Origin of the sequence: Amycolatopsis sp. NPDC051071, from assembly GCF_040682875.1 — a bacterium.
Classification (GTDB): domain Bacteria; phylum Actinomycetota; class Actinomycetes; order Mycobacteriales; family Pseudonocardiaceae; genus Amycolatopsis.
The window spans coordinates 52,372-68,034 of the sequence record NZ_JBFBBY010000013.1; the positions used below are offsets into that span (position 1 = coordinate 52,372).

At 67.8% G+C, this 15,663-nt stretch carries 16 protein-coding genes; 6 read left to right on the forward strand and 10 right to left on the reverse strand.

Annotated features, from left to right (window positions below):
• Positions 1-15: 15 nt before the first annotated feature.
• A complete protein-coding gene (locus tag AB0M65_RS06950) occupies positions 16-930 on the reverse strand; it encodes an alpha/beta hydrolase (RefSeq protein WP_364022656.1) in 915 nt (304 codons plus the stop codon).
• A gap of 172 nt (positions 931-1,102) precedes the next feature.
• Here AB0M65_RS06950 and AB0M65_RS06955 point away from each other — a divergent pair, with 172 nt between their 5' ends.
• Positions 1,103-1,966, forward strand: coding sequence for a helix-turn-helix domain-containing protein (locus tag AB0M65_RS06955; RefSeq protein ID WP_364022659.1), 864 nt, complete (start codon positions 1,103-1,105; stop codon positions 1,964-1,966).
• Here the strand turns inward: AB0M65_RS06955 and AB0M65_RS06960 are convergent.
• Positions 1,949-2,392 (reverse strand): hypothetical protein, encoded by a 444-nt coding sequence (locus AB0M65_RS06960; RefSeq protein WP_364022661.1) that lies wholly within the window; start codon positions 2,390-2,392, stop codon positions 1,949-1,951. The genes AB0M65_RS06955 and AB0M65_RS06960 overlap by 18 nt on opposite strands.
• Before the next feature lie 158 nt (positions 2,393-2,550).
• Entirely contained in the window at positions 2,551-3,981 is a 1,431-nt protein-coding gene (locus AB0M65_RS06965) for an FAD-dependent monooxygenase (RefSeq protein ID WP_364022664.1), read from the reverse strand.
• Between the two features lie 66 nt (positions 3,982-4,047).
• Here AB0M65_RS06965 and AB0M65_RS06970 point away from each other — a divergent pair, with 66 nt between their 5' ends.
• The 3 genes from AB0M65_RS06970 (at position 4,048) to AB0M65_RS06980 (ending at position 6,077) form a co-directional block, all read left to right on the forward strand.
• Entirely contained in the window at positions 4,048-4,662 is a 615-nt protein-coding gene (locus tag AB0M65_RS06970; protein WP_364022667.1) for a TetR/AcrR family transcriptional regulator C-terminal domain-containing protein, read from the forward strand.
• A gap of 58 nt (positions 4,663-4,720) precedes the next feature.
• Positions 4,721-5,116, forward strand: coding sequence for a hypothetical protein (locus AB0M65_RS06975; RefSeq protein WP_364022670.1), 396 nt, complete (start codon positions 4,721-4,723; stop codon positions 5,114-5,116).
• A 94-nt stretch (positions 5,117-5,210) separates the two neighbouring features.
• On the forward strand, positions 5,211-6,077 hold the full coding sequence (locus tag AB0M65_RS06980; RefSeq protein WP_364022673.1) for a hypothetical protein: 867 nt from the start codon (positions 5,211-5,213) through the stop codon (positions 6,075-6,077).
• A gap of 691 nt (positions 6,078-6,768) precedes the next feature.
• Here AB0M65_RS06980 and AB0M65_RS06985 read toward each other — a convergent pair.
• The gene (locus tag AB0M65_RS06985) at positions 6,769-7,134 is read right to left on the reverse strand and encodes a DUF4345 domain-containing protein (RefSeq protein ID WP_364022676.1); all 366 of its coding nucleotides are present in this window, start codon (positions 7,132-7,134) and stop codon (positions 6,769-6,771) included.
• The gene (locus AB0M65_RS06990) at positions 7,131-7,511 is read right to left on the reverse strand and encodes a hypothetical protein (protein ID WP_364022679.1); all 381 of its coding nucleotides are present in this window, start codon (positions 7,509-7,511) and stop codon (positions 7,131-7,133) included. The genes AB0M65_RS06985 and AB0M65_RS06990 overlap by 4 nt, the downstream gene beginning before the upstream one ends.
• A gap of 98 nt (positions 7,512-7,609) precedes the next feature.
• Here AB0M65_RS06990 and AB0M65_RS06995 point away from each other — a divergent pair, with 98 nt between their 5' ends.
• Both AB0M65_RS06995 and AB0M65_RS07000 read left to right on the forward strand, forming a co-directional pair.
• Positions 7,610-8,386, forward strand: coding sequence for an AraC family transcriptional regulator (locus AB0M65_RS06995; protein ID WP_364022682.1), 777 nt, complete (start codon positions 7,610-7,612; stop codon positions 8,384-8,386).
• 81 nt (positions 8,387-8,467) lie between these two features.
• Positions 8,468-9,487 carry an SGNH/GDSL hydrolase family protein gene (locus tag AB0M65_RS07000; RefSeq protein WP_364022685.1) on the forward strand — a complete coding sequence of 340 codons (1,020 nt, stop codon included), beginning with the start codon at positions 8,468-8,470 and terminating at the stop codon, positions 9,485-9,487.
• 107 nt (positions 9,488-9,594) lie between these two features.
• Here AB0M65_RS07000 and bluB read toward each other — a convergent pair whose 3' ends face one another.
• From bluB to AB0M65_RS07025, 5 genes are all read right to left on the reverse strand, one after another.
• Complete coding sequence (gene bluB, locus AB0M65_RS07005; protein WP_364022798.1) at positions 9,595-10,248, reverse strand: 5,6-dimethylbenzimidazole synthase; 654 nt, start codon at positions 10,246-10,248, stop codon at positions 9,595-9,597.
• A gap of 238 nt (positions 10,249-10,486) precedes the next feature.
• Complete coding sequence (locus AB0M65_RS07010; RefSeq protein WP_364022688.1) at positions 10,487-11,341, reverse strand: hypothetical protein; 855 nt, start codon at positions 11,339-11,341, stop codon at positions 10,487-10,489.
• A 10-nt stretch (positions 11,342-11,351) separates the two neighbouring features.
• Positions 11,352-12,059 carry a DUF6597 domain-containing transcriptional factor gene (locus AB0M65_RS07015; RefSeq protein WP_364022691.1) on the reverse strand — a complete coding sequence of 236 codons (708 nt, stop codon included), beginning with the start codon at positions 12,057-12,059 and terminating at the stop codon, positions 11,352-11,354.
• Between the two features lie 392 nt (positions 12,060-12,451).
• Positions 12,452-14,878 (reverse strand): FtsX-like permease family protein, encoded by a 2,427-nt coding sequence (locus tag AB0M65_RS07020; protein WP_364022694.1) that lies wholly within the window; start codon positions 14,876-14,878, stop codon positions 12,452-12,454.
• Positions 14,878-15,576, reverse strand: a complete 699-nt coding sequence (locus AB0M65_RS07025; protein WP_364022697.1) for an ABC transporter ATP-binding protein — start codon at positions 15,574-15,576, stop codon at positions 14,878-14,880. The genes AB0M65_RS07020 and AB0M65_RS07025 overlap by 1 nt, the downstream gene beginning before the upstream one ends.
• Positions 15,577-15,663: the final 87 nt, after the last annotated feature.

A 15,663-nucleotide genomic window follows, 5' to 3' on the forward strand; every position in this document is an offset into this window, starting at 1 on the left:
GTGTTCTCCTCTCGTTCAGGCGGTCAGGTGTTCGCCGAAGAAGCCGGTGAGCTTGGTGACCGCGGGGATGACGTACTTGTCCTGGTCGTAGAGGGCGACGTGGGTGGCGCCGTCGATGACGAACAGCTCCTTGGGACCGTCGGCCTGCTCGATGGCCTCACGGCTGAAGTAACCGGTGTCGGCGTCGGAGCCGATGATCATCAGCAGCGGCCGGGGCGCGATCAGCTTGATCATCGCGTAGGAGTCGTACTGCGCGATCTGGTCGATGCTGCGCAGCGGCCACTCGTTGGTGGAGTTGGCGTGCCCGCCGCGCGGGGTGCGGTAGTAGTCCTGGGCCTCGCGGTACAGGGTGGGAGCTTCCTCAAGCCCTTCGGGGCTTTCCGGCGCCCAGTTCTGCACGGCCGGGGCCTCGCGCCGTGCCTCGGCGGTGCGCAGCGCACCCGCCTGGTCCAGCATCGCCTGGAGGACCTCCGGGCCCTGGGTGCGGCCGAGGCCTTCGACCAGCAGACTGCGGATGTCCACGGCGCTGACCGTGGCGACGGCCTTGATCCGGTGGTCGGTCTGCGCGGCGAACGGGACGTAACCGCCGGACGCGCAGATGCCCAGCGCGCCGATCCTGGCCGGATCGATGTCGTCGCGGGTGGTCAGGTAGGTGACCGCGGCCCGGACGTCCTCGGCACGCTGGAAGGGGTTCTCCAGGCCGCGGGGAAGGCCCTCGCTTTCGCCCTGGTACGCGGCGTCGAACACCAAGGTGGCGTAACCCTCGCGGGCCAGGCGCTCGGCGTAGATCGACGCGGTCTGCTCCTTCACGCCACCGCCAGGGTGGGACACGACGACAGCGGGCAGCGGGGCGCCGGTGTGGTCGTCCGGGGTGAACAGGAGACCGGCCAGCGCGAGCCCGGCGCTCGGGAAGGTGACGTTCGTCTTCATCGTGGGATCTTTCTTTCGACTTCTATTCGGCCGGGCATTTCGTTCGGCCTCGTATCCGAGACTCACACGCGTCGCGTGCTCCTACAATGGGACGGTTCCAGCCCCGCACACCACTGTCCAGGGACACAATTGGCCCAGGCTCCCGAGTTGCGCCTGTTGCGACAATGGGGTCATGAGCAGCGACGACCACACCAACGAACTGGGGGAGTTCCTCAAGGCCCGGCGGTCCGAGGTGAGCCCCCGGACGGTCGGGCTGCCCGAAATCGGGGCGAAACGGCGAGTCAAAGGGCTGCGCCGCGAGGAGGTCGCCCTACTGGCCTCGATCAGCCCCGACTACTACACCCGTATCGAACAGGGCCGCAGGCAGGCGTCCGCGCCGGTGCTCGACGTCCTCGCGCGAGTGTTGCATCTGGACGACGACGAACGCGAATACCTGTTCGAACTCGCCGGAAAAGAAGCCGAACGGCCACGCCGTCAATCCGCGCAGAAGGTGTCGCCACAGTTGCTGCGGGTGCTGGATGAACTGACCACGAGCCCCGCGCTCGTACTGGGCAGGCGAATGGACATACTCGGCTGGAACCGGATGGCTTCCGCACTGCTGGTCGATTTTTCGGAGATCCCGGAAAAGAAGCGGAATTACGTGTGGCTGATGTTCTCCGACACCACTTTCAGGAGCTTGCACGTCGAGTGGGAGGCCATGGCCCGCGCCGCCGTGGCGATGCTCCGGATGGAAGCCGGTCGCAACCCGCACGACCAGCGGATGGCCGCCCTGGTCGGTGAACTGTCCATGAGGGATGAGGACTTCCGCACGTGGTGGGGCGATCACCGCGTCACCGCCCGCGAGCGGGGGAGCAAGACGCTTCGCCACCCCGTCGCGGGCGAGCTGACGCTCGACTGGGACGCGCTCACCTGTACGAGTGATCCCGAACAGCAGCTCATCGTCTGGACCGCCGAGCCCGGCAGCGCCGCCCACGACGGCCTTCGGTTCCTGTCGTCATGGGCGGCGAGTGAAAACCGTTCAGCGGCGTATCACTGAGAACGCGCTACAGCAGTTCGGCGTTGTGCTGGCCGACCGACGGCGCCGCGAGGGGAGCGACGCGGCCGCCGTCGACGAGGATCGGCGACTTCGGGGCCAGGTGCCGATACCGGGTTGGTCGATCTCGCCGAACAGATCGAGGTCGCGGAGGGCACCGCGGCCGAGTTCCTCGAAGGTCCGGTAGCGCTGCCAGAGGATGCGTTGACGATCCAGCGCGGCGGCGGCCTCGTCGAACGTCGTGCTCCGGAACCAGCGGGCCAGCAGCGTAGCGTGCGTGGGGTTCTTAGACTTGGGGTTGCCCGCCACAACCCGCCCCAGCGGCCCGCGGCCCTTCCATCGAACGTTGTCCGTCGGAGCTTCGTCGCCGAAGGCGATCCTGAACGAGTGCTTGCTTAGAACCTCGATCTGAGGTTCTTCGAGTGTCAAGCTTCCGGTCGTGAGGTCGATGCCGACGTCGACTTCTTTGGATACTCCGGATCATTGCAGCATCGGCGACGGGTTCCAGCGCAAGGTGATGCAACCGGTGACTGCGAACTGGTGTGCGCCGGAGCGGCCGACGCGTGGGCCGCGGCTCGGCCGCTGCGCTAGTGAGGTCGGTGGCCGAACCAGGTGTCCAAAGCGACGCTGAGTGATTCGTGGTCGTCCGATGTCCAGGCCGCGACAGCGTCGGGTCGGAGCAGCAGCGGTTCGCTGTTCGTCACCGGAACAACGTCGACCCGGCCGGTCGCGTACTGCGCGAGTTCCCGTGTATGCGGCGTGATCAGGAGCAGTCCGCGGCCAGACCGCATGTGCTCGTGCAGCCGTGACGTCGTGCCGTTGTCGGCCACGAGTTCGAAGTCGGGGCAGTGCCGCCCGACCGGATCCTGCGCGGGGTAGGGAAAGTCGTAGCGCAGGTTCACGGCGGACAGCAGCTCTGTGAAGTACTGGTTCGCCGCCGGAATGTCCATCAATTCCGCGACGATCTCCCGTAGTGCGTCGACATGGGAGCCGGGCGCCAGCAGCGCGGACTGAGCCCGCGTGTTGCGTAGTACTGCTTCGCCCGCGGGATGCCGTTCACGGGTGTAGGTGTCGAGCAGCGCTCCGGGCGCGTCCCCGCGTACGACAGCGGCCAGCTTCCAGCCCAGGTTCATCGCGTCCATCAGGCCGAGGTTCAGGCCCTGCCCGCCGCTGGGCGAATGCACGTGGGCAGCGTCGCCTGCCAGCAACACCCGGTCGCGGCAATAGGTGTCGGCCTGGCGGGCGTGGTCGCTGAACCGGCGGCCGTCGTACAGCTCGTCGATGACGACGTCACCACCGGTGACTCGCCGGATGGCGCCGGCCAGTTCGGCCGCGGTCACCGGACCGGCCGGTTCATCGCCTACCGCGAGCTCGGAGACGCCAGCCATGCTGCCGCCGTACATGAACGTGCCTGCCTGGTACCGCCCCCCGGCGGGAACATCGCCGACGAACCGCGCCCGGCCGGCGATCGACCGCTGCAACGCCGGGGTCCCCGGAAAACCGAACCCGGCGAGCTTGCGGACCGTGCTGCGACCGCCGTCGCAGCCCACCAGGTAGGGCGCGCGCAGCCGTTGCCGGCCCCGCGACGTCGTCACGACGACGGTGACCGCGTCCAGATCGGATTCGAGTCCGACAACCTCGTGCCCGCGCAGAATCGACACCCCGAGCGCCTCGGCGTGCGCGACGAGCAGGCGCTCCAGTTCCGGCTGCCAGATCAGCGTGCCGGGCCGCCGCTGGTCCGGGACGAGCTTGTGGATGTTGGCGAAATGACCGCGTGTGCTGCCGTGGTCGCGCACGAGGTCTCGCGCGCCACCGGCATGCACCTCGTCGAGCCCGGGGCCGAGGCCGCGGCGCCACAGCGCCTCAGTGGCCAGCGTGCCGATACCACGCGCCTTCGTCTCCTCGGTGGGTTTGTCGAGCTGTTCCACCACGACCGGGCGGGCTCCGCCGAGGCGGAGCTCCGCGGCGAGGAGCAGCCCGACCGGTCCGGCTCCGACGACGATCACGTCAGCGTCCACAGCGCCTCCTTAACTAGTTAAGTGCTACATTGTCCTTAACTAGTTAAGGTTGTCAAGGAGGTACAGATGCCGGTTGACGCGCACGACGCGGTGCGGCGCGCACTGGCACTGCTGGAAGCCGACGGCCTCGACAAGCTCACCGTCCGTCGCCTCGCGACCGAACTCGACGTCAAGGCGCCCGCGCTGTACTGGCACTTCAGCAGCAAACGCGCACTGCTCGACCACATGACCGACGCCATCGTGGCACCGGTCCTCGATCAGCTCCCACCCCCTGGCACGCCCTGGCTCACGTGGTTGGAGGAGGCCGGATTCGCCTTGCACGCCGCTCTTCTCCGCCACCGTGACGGTCCCCGCATCGCGATCGGCGCCAGCCTGACGGTAGCCCGTTCGCTCGGCGAGTTCGCCGAGCGCGCGGTGGGCGTCCTGCACCGGGCGGGATTCCCGCTCGCCGACGCCACCAGGGCCGCCGGTGTCCTGCTGCATTTCGTCCTCGGCCGGGCCGTCGAAGACCAGACTCGGCCCGGCACCGCCGACGAAGCCGCCGTGCTTCAGACGATCCCGTTCCCGCTCATGGCCCGCGGCCTCAGGGAACGCCACGAGGCCGGCGCCACGGTGACCGACGACTTCCGCTACGCGCTGGGCATCCTGCTCGCCGGCTTGAACATGAAACGCCCCATCTGACCGCGAGCCCAAGCATGCTCGCTGCATCGGATCGACCGGGCGCACCCCAGGCGCCAGGGTGCTGCTCGATCGGACCGGCCGGTTGACGGAGACGTGGTTGCCGTCGCAGCTTGAGGCCTCGTTCGACGAACAGCGGGAGTGGGCTTTCCTTTTCTGGTTGAATCTGGGGGACGCCGCGAAACATGGCAGGCGGGGCAATGTGTGGCGGGCGGCGCATTCGCTCGAACAGGCTAGGGACTACGGGTGGAAGCTGTACGCGGCATCGTTTGAATCAGTGTCCGTGGAGACGGCAAATCTCCCGTCGCCACCGGGGATCGAAGGCGTCCTTGTCGTCCTGGCACTTGAAGCAGACGCAGAACCAGTACTCGCTTTCGGTCGCGAGCTGCATCCGTTCTTGATCGCCGGGCAGCGGCCGATGCTGCGCCGCGAAGGACTCATCGCGACCATCGCCTAAGGCCCCGGCCAGACCGACATCACCGCGAAAGCTCGTCTTACCCAACGCGCCCGCAGGTTCGGCAACCTGACCCTGCCCCATTTCGGCTAACGTAGTGCTGTTCGGTGATGAATTGACGGGCGGGGCGACGGCTATGCGGCGTGTTCGATGGGACGGTGTGCTGCCCGACATCACTACGGGCAGTCCACGCCAGAAGTCGTGGGCTGCGGACATCCGCAATCGGTATGTCCGTGACCGCTGGGGCGACAGGTGGCCGTTTAAGATGTCCGAGATGGACTGGTCGCGACTGACCCAGCTAGTCGAGGCCAAGTGGTGGATCGACAATCGCAACGACGTCGAGCGTGCCTTTGACAAGCAGGAGCCGTGGCCGGAAGTCGACCAAGCTAAGCAGTACTGGCCGCCTGACCTCACCGCCCGCACGTCCGAGGACAGGCGCAGAGCCATGGACATCCGCCGGGCGCTGACCGAGAAGCGGTGGGGTAGCAAAATCCCGCCTGCGGTGCAGGAGGTGTTGAACCGACTGGTTGACGCCGACTGGTGGCTGCGCAACGAGGTCGGCGATGGCTACCCGCAGGCCATCGACCGGGCCGTCGGTGATGAGTTGCCGGAATATGATCGCAGGATGATGGCGCTGCCCAACTACGGGCCGTATGTGCCGCCACATCCCGGTCCGTGCACCGGTCGACCGGATTATGCCGTGATGCACGCCGCCGCCAAGAAAGTTGTCGCCGAACACGGCGACCTGCGATTGGTGTCGCTGCCGGTGGACATTCCTGTCGAGGCACGCAGCTCCTGCTGCGGTGCGGCCGGGCGCAATGCTGGCGAAGCCGAAGGTAAGGAGATCTGGATCAGTCGCAGAGCTGCCGAGATCCGCCGCAGGAGCCCACGAGGCGTCGACGCGGAGAAGGAAGCTCGGTCGAATATGTGGCGGATGGAACGAAATCTTGATGGCCACGGCTGAACAGCCGACCTTCGGTTTCCGGACTGATCAAGCGACGGTTGTGTCCTTTGGGGTGTTTCGGCGGAACCCGGATTCGAGTCCGGTGTCGTGCACGGGTTCCCTCCATGCAGCGATTCCGGCCGATGCGACGCCGTAGACGCTGGTCATCAGTGAGCTTTGCCCCGGGCATTGTCGTCGTCAAGAGTGGTGAGGTGAGCGACTGGCAACTGCCCCCGGTCCTGAAGGGGCTCAGCCCCCTCGAAGAAGTGGTCATCGACGGTGCCAGCCGAGGCGTCTGGACAAATCTGAGAGCAAGCTGGCTACCGAGCAACTCATCAGCACTTAGGACCCAGGATTGCGGGTGAGGGCGGAACAGGACGACGAGATCAAGGAGGTGACGGTCTCGGGCGTGATTTTCAGGCCGAAGGAGTGACTTGACGTGGCGGCCCCTCACCCCCTGTGTGTACAAGCGTGTCCTGGCCGATCATGAAGTGCGCAGGCTGTTAGCCGAACGCAACAGCCAGTACTGGTTGCACGTGCTCACCGAACTGGCGGGGCGCCGGTGCTGGCGTAGAAGGCGTGTTCCACGCTGAGGTGAGAGAGCGGCTATCCACCCCGCGCTATCGCGGGCAAATGAATCATCGACGGATGTCGCGCGTCCCACTTCGCAGACCGCAAAATTGCCCTCGCGCATCAGCAGCGGCGTGGTCGTTCACGCGGTGAGGAGGAGCATTCCAGCCGCCACGAATTCGACGCAGCAGTAGAACCAGATCGGGTAGAACGCGGTGCGCCCATCCAGAAATCGGGAGAACACCCGCCCGATCGCCATACCGGCGAGTGCACACGCGACGGTGAGTGTCACGCCTTGCCGGAGTTCACCCCCGCGTAGCACGGCGACAATGAGTACCGCGGCCACGGCGATGCCGAATCCGCCGTAGACGGCCCTGATTTCGGAGCGACTCTCCGGGGTGTCCGCGACAAGGCGGAAAGGACGGACCAGGTCCGCCGGCATGGCGAGCGCGTAACCGCCCATGGCGAGGAAGAAGAGAGCGACGACCAAGGACACCACCGTGCTCATGGACGGTCCCGGCCGAGGAGGACCGCGCCGCATGACAACACCAGCAAGCCGGCGATATCGGCCCACGCCACCCGCGTCAGCTCGGTGTTGACCGCCGGGGTCGTCAGAGCGATCACGGTGAAGCCACTGAGGCTCAGCGCATTGACGGTGATCGCCGCCGGACGCAACCGTGACCGGAAGGCCGCCAGCACGGCGAGGCCACCGGCCACCGCGAGGAGCAAGGCACGGTGCCGCATCAACGTTTCCAAGTCGGCGCCGGTGACGTCCACACCGTAAGCCGCGCCCATTCGCTCCGGGAACACCAAACCCGTACCAGGGACCAGGTTGAGCAGCCCTACCGCGACAAGCATGGTCTGCCCGGTCCGTCGTCGCCACATGTCGATTCCTCTCGTCGTGTGTGATCATGCTGGAGATGAACGACCTGCCGCTTCCAGAAACGTGCTGCCCTGGGGTACGTGCGACGGTGTGGATACGGATGGGGTGTGCCGCCTACCTCGGACCGTCGTTGCGGCTGGGCGAGCATGCCGGTTCGGTGCACTGCTTCGCACTGGGTGTCGACGCGCCCTTCACCATCCGCGTGGGAGAGGCGGGTGAACGACGGGTCCGCAGCGCCCTGATCGCACCCCGCACCCGGCACCGGCTGAGCGCCGGACAAGGGCGCATGTTGTTTGCCTACCTCGACCCCGGTTCAGCCTGGGTGGCGCGGACCGGCAGCCGGATGGCGGGGCGGATCGGCTCGGCCGTTCAGTTCGGGTTCGATCGGGAACTCGCTTTGGCGGAGCAACTGCGTGTCACGACCCAGCCGGAGCCACTGCTGCTGCTCGACCTGCTGGATGGCGTGAGGGACCCTCGAGACGATCGGATCCGCACGGCGTTGCGGATACTTCTCGCCGATCCCGGTGCCGGCCTGACCGCGGCACAAGTGGCACGCGCGGTGAATTTGTCGTCGTCACGGTTCCAGCACCTGTTCTCCGCGCACACCGGGACCAGTTTCCGCCGCTATAGGTCATGGGCGAGAATGCTGCACGTGGCGGGTTCCGTCGGGGCCGGGGCTGACTTGACCACCGCCGCCACCTACGCGGGTTTCGCCTCCCCTGGGCACTTCAGCGACAGTTTTCGGGTGATGTTCGGGCTCAGCGCCAGCCGTCTGCTCACTCCCACCACCCGGGTGGTCGTCGAAGACCAGGTGCCTGGCGCACGGTCGGGTGGAGTTCGCTTCCGCTGCCAGCGGTGCGGCGCAAGTCGTGCCTGAATTGCTAGGCGGGTCGGTGACCCGCCGCTGTCGTCCGGGTCGGACGGCGACGCTGGACGGACCGATGAGGGGATAACAGTGGTGACAACGACGAGACGCGGCCGTGGCCTGCTCGTGGCGGCGGTGGCCGTGGTGGTGTGTGCGGGGGCCACCGTGCCCGCCGCCGCGCACGAGCCGGCGCGGGCGGAACCGGTGACGACGGTGTTCTTCGGCGACTCCTACACCGCCAACTTCGGCGTCGCCCCCATCCACGGACCCTGGGACCCGAAGGAGTACTACTGCTTCCGGTCCGAGGAGAACTACCCGGCGGTGGCGGCCCGGGAACTCGCCGAGCAGGGCACCCCGCTCGACATCGCCTCCGACCGCTCCTGCGGCGGCGCGCTGGCCGAGCACTTCTGGACCAAACAGCGCCTGCCGGGCTTCACAAGCAAACCGCCCCAGCAGGAAGCCCTTGGCGACGAGACCGGACTCGTCGTCGGCAGCCTCGGCGGCAACACCCTCGGCTTCGTCCAGGTCCTCAAGCAGTGCTCCCAGCGCTTCCGCGATCAGGGCGGGGCACTGCCCGTCGACCCGGTCGACCCCGACGACCCCGCCGAGCGGTGCGCCGCCTTCTTCACCGCCGGCGACGGCAAACAGTGGCTCGACTACCAATTCACGACCGTCGAGGGCGAGTTGCAGGAGTTGTTCGACAGGATCGGCGCCCACGCGCCGCAGGCCAAAGCCGTGCTGGTCGGCTACCCGCGAATCGTGCCCGCCAACATCGACAAGTGCCAGACCCCCGCACCCGGGCAGAACGACAAGCCCCTGGCCGACATCCCGACCGATGCCCTGCCCGTGTTCGACAGGATCCAGGAACGCCTCAACAACCTGATGCGCACCCAGGCCGCCGCAGCCGACGCCGAGTTCGTCGACCTCTACGCCGTCACCGGCGACAACACCGCCTGTGACGGCGACGACCGCGGCATCGGCGGCCTGTTCGAGCAATCCCAGGTCAACTTCTTCGGCACCCCGCTGCCCTGGTACCTGCACCCCAACACCCACGGACGCGACATCCAGGCCCGCCATGTCGCCACCGCCATCCAGGAAACCCTCCGCGACTGACCTCCACCGGTCCCCACCGCCCTTGTCAACACCGGCACCCGCACCGGGGCTACCGCCATCGAAATCGGTGTCCCGAGACCGATCCGCGGTCAGCTGGAATCCGGCTGTCATTCGGGTTCGGCGCGCGCATACTTTTCGTAGTGAAGAACGGCGCTGAGCGGGAGGCGATCCCGCCAGCCGTGGCGTTCCAGATCGGGCACCGCCGGCAGGTCGCGCACCGGCCCGACGCACAACCAAGCCACGGGACGGACTTCTCCCGGCAGGCCGACCAGTTCGCGAAGAAAGTCTTCACGATAGAAGCTGACCCATCCGACACCGAGTCCTTCGGCGGTCGCGGCCAGCCACAGGTTCTGGATGGCCAGGCATACCGAGTACAGGCCGGCGTCGGCGATGGCGTGCCTGCCCAGCACGGCGGGGGCGCCGCGTGCCGGGTCGTAACCGACCACGATACCCGCGGACGACTCCAGGATTCCCTCGATCTTGACCCGGGCGAAGACGCGTGCCCGCTCGGCGTCCAGCTGGTCCGCGAACACCTGCCGTTCGGTGCGCACGTGCTCCCGAAACCTCCGGCGAACGTCCATATCGGACACGACGACGAAGTCCCATGGTTGCGACAAGCCCACACTCGGCGCCGCGTGCGCCGCACTCAGCACGCGGTGCAGCATCTCCCTGGGAATCGGCTCGCCGGTGAATTCACCCCTGGTGTCCCGCCGCCGATGGATCGTCTCGTACAGCGAACTTTCGGCCGTCTCACGCGTCATGAGCCAGATCGTGCCCGCCCCGGCCGGAGCCTCGCCGACCAGGGGCATGGCGTGTCAGGTACCGCATGCTTCTCGCCCACCAAGTCGACCAACTTTTACACGCCGTTGGCGCCACACTCCTGGAAACCGTGCCCGTCTCTCAACGCATCAGGCTGACGCCTGCCGGGCGAGAAATTCACACAAGCTGTACTGGCAATCTGGCCATGCTCGACCGATGTCCCTCCCGGTCGGGCGTAGGTTAGACCCTGCCGTGTTCGCGCAGGGTCCGGATGGCGCCGAGGGTGACCACGCCACGCCGTTCCACGATTTGGCCGGGCGAGAAGTGCAAGAAGTGGAAATCCCAGCCGCCGTCCTCCAGTTGCTCACCTTCGAGCCGATCCAGATCGGTGGCGATCGTCTTGTCGCCGAACAATGCCCGACTCGGCGCCGACGGACGTGGCGACAGATCGAGTGGATGGATGTGCTCGTTCTCGATTCCCCCTTCGACGGAGACCGTACCGTCGTCGCGGATCGCCGGGCGGAAGCGATCGACGGCTGCTGCCGCGCGGGCGGGATCGGGTACGGCGTCGAGGAACTCGAGGGCGAACTTGACGGTGTAGCCGGCCGGGTTTTCGATCGCGTCAATCTGGTTCCAGCACCAGGCAGTCGCCTTCTCGAGCCACGGGTGCCGCACGCCGAGCCGCCACAGCCTGGCCGCGAGCGCGTAGGTGAGGAACCCCGCCTCTGTGTTGGGTGTCATCCACGGCGCGCGGGGGTGGCCGTCTGCCGACGGCAACACCGTCGGAATACCACCGTCTGGGTGGGCGATTGCGGCAATCCAGTCGGCCATCTCGGTGATCATGGGGTCATGTACTGCCTCTACTTCGGTGAGCACGTCGAGTGCGGACAGAGCTGCCGACGGCTGGCTACCGGGGCACCGCACGTCGGGTTCCAGCGCGTGGCCGAATCCGCCATCGCTGTTCTGATACGGCTTGAGCGCGGACAATACGGGCGCAACAAGCCCGTCATCGAGAAGGACGGCGAGCTGGTGCCGTTCCAGGACGCGGGCGGTGGATTCGATGAACTCTCGGGCGGCTTCCAGGTCGATACTCATGTAACGGAGGCTATGCAGCCGTCGTCGTGGCGTCTTCCAGAAATCGGACAGGCGTGAGGCCGGTGAGGCGCCGCACCTCGTCGGCCATGTGCGCCTGGCTGGCGTAGCCCGCCGTATGTGCCCGATCCGCCAGCGCTCCGCCGCGTACGGCGACCAGTCTGCGCAGCCGGACTACGCGAGCCAGGAACTTGGGGCCGTAACCCACCGCGGTGGTGACCCGCCGGTTGAGGTGGCGCTCACTGACACCGAGCTCATGTGCGATGGCCGCGACGCGTGCTCCGCGGACCCCCAACCGGCGTACAGCAGCGCCGATGAGCGGGTCCGGTTCAGCTTTGCGGTGTAGTACGGCTTCGGTCAACAGCCGAAGCCGCGCCGACGGTTCGGCTGCCTCGGGACCGTCGGTGCAGTTCGCTACCGCCGGCCAAAGCAGGGATAGCGGGATTTGTTGATCGCGCACTTCGTCAGCCGGAAGGCCCAAAACAGCGCCTGCCATCCCTGGCCGCAGTCGAATCCCGCTGGCAGGCGCACCGACCGCCTGCCAGACCATCGGCATGGTGTCGGCACCCACAACGAGGAGGCGGTCACCGAGCCAGACCAAGTCGACGCACGCGTCCGGGACGACACGCTGTGTGCCCTTGATGAGAGCGTCGCTTTCCCACACGCACGCCACCACTGGCTCCAGCCCCGCCGGAGGCCGGTACTCACGGTAAGCGCCCACGTAGGCACCCTAACCGGGTCCACGGACCCGCCGGGATAAGGGGCCGGTGGAGCGTTTCCACACTGTGCGCGAGGGTCAACGCCGAGGGAGCATCCGCGGCCGGGCGCAAAGCACGTACCGGATCTACGCGGAGAGGCTGAACACCGCGACGATGTGATGGTCTGGAACCAGATCACGGCGCGTGCACAGGACTTCGGACATATCCGTGCAGTCCACATCTACTTCTGCGACCCGCATTCACCCTGGCAGCGCGGGCTCAACGAGCACAGCCCGGCGACCGCGGTGGCGGTCTTCCCGCTGAACGGCCGGAACCTGGGCGGGGGCCGCTCAGCGCTGAGGAGGTCGTGGTACTGCACGAGGCCGTCGAAGACCGTGACCTGCGCGCCCCAACGTCACTCCGGAGAAAGCCCCGCCACGATCGAACCCCGCCCCGCCCGCCGCGCCGGAACCAAGGCCGCAAGAGGGGCCGCGACGAGGGCTGCCGCCACCAAGACACCCAGCCGTCCCCAGGGCGGCGCGAACGCGATCGCCTCACCGCTGCCTAAGGCTACTTCCGTGATCAGCCATGCGGACGCGATCCCGACCGACAGTCCGCAAGCGGCACCGAGGACCGTGACGAAGACCGACTCGGCGGTCAGCGCGGCGCCGAGCCCGCCGCGGGTGAGGCCGAGCGCGCGCAAGAGCGCCGATTCCCGTGTCCGCTCCAGTACGGACAGCGAAAGTGTGTTCGCGATCCCGGCGAAGGCGATCAGCACCGCCAGCGCGGTCAGTGCCCACATGAGGTTCAGGGTGTCCTGCAGGGGCGTGGCTTCCTGTTCCTTGATCTCGTCGACGCTGTTCAGTGTCGCGAGTGGTGTGGCGGAGAGCGCGTGCTCCAGCGCGGGTCGCGTCCCATCGGGATCGGTGACCTTGACGAGCACGCTCCCGTCGTAGCTCTCCCCGGTCAGGTCGAGCCTCCGCTGCTCCGTGACGTCGACCAGCGCGAATCCCAGATCGACTCCCGGCGCGTCCACTGCGTCGTAGACCGCCACCACGCGCAGGGAACGCACGGTGTCGCCGACGGCGAGCCCGGTCTGACCGGCGAGGTCCTTGCTGATGGCGATCTCGCCGGGGCCGAGCCGGTCGAGACTGCCGGAACGCACTGTGGGGTGTAGGAGTTCTCCGCTGATGGCGGTCAGCTGGAAACTCCCGTACTCGCCGAGGTCGCCCGAGAACGACCGGCGGGTCGCGGTGGCGGTCACGCCGGGCACCGCCGCGAGGGTGTCCGCGAGCGTGGCGGGGAGGGGCCGCATCATGATCACCGAGGTGACGGTGAAATCGGCGGCGAGCTGCTCGTCCAGTCCCCGGCTCCGGCCCACTTCAACCCCTGCCGCCACGGTGGTCGCGAGTGCGACGACGGCGAGGCCGATGGTGAGCGCGGCGGCGCTGGCGGCGGTGCGTTTCGGGTCGCGGCCGGCGTTGAGCGCGCCCAGTTCGGCTGCCCGCCCCGGCACGAGCCTGCCGAGCGTCCGGACGGCCGGTCCCACGATCAGCGGCCCGGCGGCCAAAGTCGCGCCGAGCAGCGCGACCATCGCCACCATGGCGAACCCGGCACCATCGTCCACTGAGGACCGAAGGGCCAGTGTGCCCGAACCGACGGCGGCGGCGAGCAGGAGAACCACCACGATCACCCGCAGCCGACCGGCGCGGGTGACTCCGGCCGGACTCCGAAGCGCTTCGACCGGGGCGACCCGTGTCGCCGCCCATGCCGGGATCGCCGCCGCGAGCGCGGTCACCAGGATGCCGATGGCCGACGCGGCGGCCATCGTCCGCGCGGTCAACGGGACGTAGACGGTCTCCTGACCGGCGACGGCCTGCAACGCGGCGGCGACACCCAGACCGCCGAACAGCCCGGCCACGGACGCGACCGCGCCCACCACCGCCGCCTCGGCCAGCACACTGCCGAAGATCTGCCGTTTCCCGGCACCGACACAGCGCAGCAGCGCCAGCTCGCGGGCCCGTTGGGTCACGAGGATGGTGAAGGAGTTGGTGATTACCATCGCGGCCACGACCATGGCGAGGACCGCGAAGCCGGTGAAGAACTTCGCCAGACCGGTGGTGTTCGGCGCGGTCTCGGCGAGCAGCCGGGCGGCGGCCTCCCTCCCGGTGATCGCGGGAACACCCAGTGCCTTCTTCAGGTCCGCGGCCAGCCGGGCCTGGCCGACGCCGGGTGCGGCGCGCACGACGATCTCACCGAACGTCGTCGCCGGGCTCAGTCGTCGCAGGGTTTCCTGTGACACCACCAGGTTCGCTCCGCCGAGACCGGCGTCGGTCGGGCGGCTGAACGTGCCGACCAGCGTCAGTGGGTGACGGCCGCCGGTCTCGTCCAGCACGGTCACGGTCGTGCCCAGTGTGAAGCCCTCGGCACTGTTCCGTTCCATCGCGATTTCCCCGGAGCCTTGCGGAAAACGGCCTTCCGCTAGGTCGTATGGGCGTAATCCCTCATCGGTGCTCAACGCGGTCGCCGCGACGTCTCGGGGACGCCCGTCGGGACCGTACACCGGCGCGCTGACCGTGGCCCTGCCTTCCGCGGCGGCGACCCCCGGCATCTGCCGGACCTTCATCAGCGTCGTGTCGTCGAGGGTGGTGCCGCGGTTGGCCCTGATCGACGCGTCCACATCGCGTGTTTCGAAGGCGACGGCGTCCCGCAGTCCGGCGCCGACGGCGTCGGTGAGCACGAACGACCCGGACACGAAGGTCACGCCGAGGGTGACGGCGACGGCCGACAGCAGCAGCCGCAGCGGCCGGGCCTTGAGCCCGGCGAGCACGGTTCGCAGCATCACGCCCCCGGTTCGGTGAGCTCGGCGATCCGGCCGTCGGCCAGCAGCACCCGGCGGTCGGTGTAGGAGGCCGCCACCGGATCGTGGGTCACCATCACCACCGTCTGGCCGAGTTCGCGGACCGAGGTGCGCAGGAAGTCGAGCACCTCGGCACTGGACCGTGAATCCAGGCTGCCGGTGGGTTCGTCGGCGAACACGACGTTCGGCCTGCCGACGAGCGCGCGGGCGCACGCCACCCGCTGCTGCTGTCCGCCGGAGAGTTCACCCGGTTTGTGCCGCAGGCGCTGCCGAAGCCCCAAGGTGCCGACGAGGGTGTCGAACCACGCCGGATCCGGGCGGCGGCCCGCGAGCCGGAGCCCGAGCAGGATGTTCTCCTCGGCGGTCATGGTCGGCAGGAGGTTGAACGACTGGAACACGAATCCGACCCTGCTACGGCGCAGCCTGGTCAGCTCGGCGTCGGACAGGCCGGTGAGCTCGATCCGTCCGATGTGGACCCGGCCGGTGTCGACGGTGTCCAGACCGGCGAGGCAGTGCATGAGGGTCGATTTGCCCGACCCCGAGGGGCCCATGATCGCGGTGAATCGCCCGCGCGGGAAATCCAGTGACACGTGGTCCAGCGCGCGCACCGCTGTGTCGCCTCGGCCGTAGACCTTCACCAAGTCCACCGCACCCACGGCCGGACCGTCTATTGTGTTCATGCCGCGATCATGGCCGGAGGCACCTGAACGGTTCCTGAAGCAACCTGAAGAATGCTTCAGGAACCCCAGCGGTGATCTGCGAAGATC

What these genes read in the sequence shown, in the direction of transcription:
- AB0M65_RS06950 (WP_364022656.1), bottom strand. Translation starts at nt 930, where the DNA reads ATGAAGACGAACGTCACCTTCCCGAGCGCCGGGCTCGCGCTGGCCGGT.
- AB0M65_RS06955 (WP_364022659.1), top strand. Translation starts at nt 1,103, where the DNA reads ATGAGCAGCGACGACCACACCAACGAACTGGGGGAGTTCCTCAAGGCC.
- AB0M65_RS06970 (WP_364022667.1), top strand. Translation starts at nt 4,048, where the DNA reads ATGCCGGTTGACGCGCACGACGCGGTGCGGCGCGCACTGGCACTGCTG.
- AB0M65_RS06985 (WP_364022676.1), bottom strand. Translation starts at nt 7,134, where the DNA reads ATGAGCACGGTGGTGTCCTTGGTCGTCGCTCTCTTCTTCCTCGCCATG.
- AB0M65_RS06990 (WP_364022679.1), bottom strand. Translation starts at nt 7,511, where the DNA reads ATGTGGCGACGACGGACCGGGCAGACCATGCTTGTCGCGGTAGGGCTG.
- AB0M65_RS06995 (WP_364022682.1), top strand. Translation starts at nt 7,610, where the DNA reads ATGGGGTGTGCCGCCTACCTCGGACCGTCGTTGCGGCTGGGCGAGCAT.
- bluB (WP_364022798.1), bottom strand. Translation starts at nt 10,248, where the DNA reads ATGACGCGTGAGACGGCCGAAAGTTCGCTGTACGAGACGATCCATCGG.
- AB0M65_RS07010 (WP_364022688.1), bottom strand. Translation starts at nt 11,341, where the DNA reads ATGAGTATCGACCTGGAAGCCGCCCGAGAGTTCATCGAATCCACCGCC.
- AB0M65_RS07020 (WP_364022694.1), bottom strand. Translation starts at nt 14,878, where the DNA reads ATGCTGCGAACCGTGCTCGCCGGGCTCAAGGCCCGGCCGCTGCGGCTG.
- AB0M65_RS07025 (WP_364022697.1), bottom strand. Translation starts at nt 15,576, where the DNA reads ATGAACACAATAGACGGTCCGGCCGTGGGTGCGGTGGACTTGGTGAAG.